Source organism: Kitasatospora nipponensis, assembly GCF_039528135.1.
Classification (GTDB): Bacteria; Actinomycetota; Actinomycetes; order Streptomycetales; family Streptomycetaceae; genus Kitasatospora; species Kitasatospora nipponensis.
The window spans coordinates 1-1,733 of the sequence record NZ_BAAALF010000423.1 but is presented as its reverse complement, the minus strand read 5'-3'; the positions used below and the strand labels follow the sequence as shown (position 1 = coordinate 1,733).

Genomic DNA, 1,733 nt, shown 5'->3' with positions numbered 1-1,733 from the left:
GGGGGCGGGCGGGCGGGCGGGCGGGCGGGGCGGGCGGCCGGTCAGGGCGCCGGCTCGACGAACCCCTGCTCCACCAGCAGCCGCAGCGACTGCGGGACCCGGTCGCGCAGCCGCACCTGGTCCTCGCCGATCAGCTGGGCGATCGCGTCGACGATCTCGCCGGCCGTCAGGGTGCCGTCGCAGACCCCGGCGAAACCGGCGCCGACGGTGTCCACCTTGGTCGCCCTGCGCATGCCCCGGTTGTGCCGCAGCACCACGTGCTCGGGGTCGTCCGCCCCCGGCGCGCCGATCTGCTCCTGCACGACCTCCTCGGCCAGCACGTAGCGGGCGGCGAGCAGGGCCGCGTCGTCGTGCGTGCGCAGGAAGTCCTGCCGGGCGAACCAGCGTTCGATGTGCGGGCCGAGCGGCTGCTCCACCGGGTGCGGCCACTCCTCGATCCGGACGGTGGGACGCTGCGCACCGGAGGCCCGCAGGGTGATCCAGCCGAAGCCGATGCCCTCCACCTTCGCCGCTTCGAAGGCGTCCAGCCACTCGTTGTAACGGGCCTCGTAGACCTCCCGGGGGGCCAGGTGGTCACCGCCGTCGCGCAGCCAGAGCTCGGCGTACTGAGCCACGTCCTGCACCTCGCGCTGGACCACCCAGGCGTCCAGCCCGGTACCGGCCACCCAGCCGGCCAACCGGTCGTGCCAGTCCTCGCCCCTGACGTGCTGCCAGTTGGCCAGCAGCTGGCAGTAGCCGCCGGGCTCCAGGTGCTCCGCGGCGCCCCGCACCAGGTTGCGGCAGAGCTCGTCGCCGGCCATCCCGCCGTCGCGGTAGACGAACCGGCTGCCGGGCGAGATCACGAACGGCGGGTTGGAGAGGATCAGGTCGAAGCGCCGCTCGCCGACCGGCTCGAAGAGACTGCCCTCGGCGGTGTCGGTGTTGGTGAAGCCGGAGATCGCCAGCGTCAGCCGGGAGAAGGCCAGCGCCCGGGGGTTGAGGTCGGTCGCGGTCACCTGCTGCGCGTGCCGGGCGGCGTGCAGCGCCTGCACGCCGGAGCCGGCGCCCAGGTCCAGCGCGGAGCGGACCGGGCGGCGCACCGCGAGGTTGGCGAGCGTGGTGGACGCCCCGCCGACGCCGAGCACCAGCTCGCGGCGGCCCACCCCGGCGGTGCTGCCGCCCGAGCCGATGCCGCCCGCGCCGCCGACCGCGCAACCCAGGTCGGAGACCACCCAGGCGTCGGAGCTCTCCAGCCCGGCGACCTCGTTGGCGTACGGGCGCACGTCCACGGTGGCGCGCACGTCCGCGCCGTCGTTCTCCAGCCAGCCGTCGGCCAGGCACTCCTCGACCGGCAGGGCGGCGGCCGCGGCCGTGCGGTGGACCGGCTGCTGCAGCAGGAAGAGCCGGACCAGGGTCTCCAGCGGCGTGCCACCGCGGGTCGCCCGCAGTGCGGGGACCGCCTCGCTGCGGGCCAGCGCGGCGTAGCCGGTGGGGCCCAGCAGGTCGAGGCAGCCGTCGGCGGTGTAGGACGCGGCGAGCAGCGCCTCGCGCAGACGGGCGAGGCGGGCGGGGTCGGGTGCGGGGAGCTTGGTCACCCGGCCATTGTCCCGCCTGTCGCCCACTCCCTCCGCCGACCGCGCGGGGGGAGTGGGATGAGGGCCAGAGCCGTCAGGACGTCTTGGAGGGACTGCCGGAGGCGGGGCCGGACGGTGCGGATGACCCGCCGGCCGCCGGGGACTGCGACCCGCCGGGGG

The 1,733-nt window shown here is 76.1% G+C and carries 1 protein-coding gene; it reads right to left on the bottom strand.

The features are described 5' to 3' along the window. Positions 1 to 41: 41 nt before the first annotated feature. Positions 42 to 1,574: a DUF7059 domain-containing protein gene (locus tag ABD323_RS40850; RefSeq protein WP_344447172.1), complete on the bottom strand. Its 1,533-nt coding sequence runs from the start codon at positions 1,572 to 1,574 to the stop codon at positions 42 to 44. Positions 1,575 to 1,733: the final 159 nt, after the last annotated feature.